Source organism: Bartonella sp. AD13SXNS, from assembly GCF_042196465.1.
In the GTDB taxonomy this organism is placed as follows: domain Bacteria; phylum Pseudomonadota; class Alphaproteobacteria; order Rhizobiales; family Rhizobiaceae; genus Bartonella.
Map to the genome: position 1 here is coordinate 1 of NZ_JBHIQI010000120.1, position 235 is coordinate 235.

Here is a 235-nt window from a genome sequence, read left to right on the forward strand (position 1 = left end):
GCTTTAGAGCTTGAGCGGGCAGATAAGCGTATTGGCTCATCTTTAGAAGCCGCCCCCATTGTTTTTATTTCTAATCCCACTTTGCTGGAGGCATTAGAAAATTTAGATATGGCGGAAATTTGTATCACCAGTGCCTTAACAATTAAGCGGGATACACTACCTGCTGATGCCTTTACTCTAAGTGATGTAGAAGGCGTTGCTGTGTATCCGGAGAAGGCGCAGGGAAAAAAATGTG

The 235-nt window shown here is 44.3% G+C and carries 1 protein-coding gene; it reads left to right on the top strand.

Annotated features, from left to right (window positions below; translation table 11 throughout):
- Positions 1–235 (top strand): hypothetical protein (locus ACFIMQ_RS09725; RefSeq protein WP_375703964.1); only part of this gene is annotated, 235 nt, incomplete at both ends.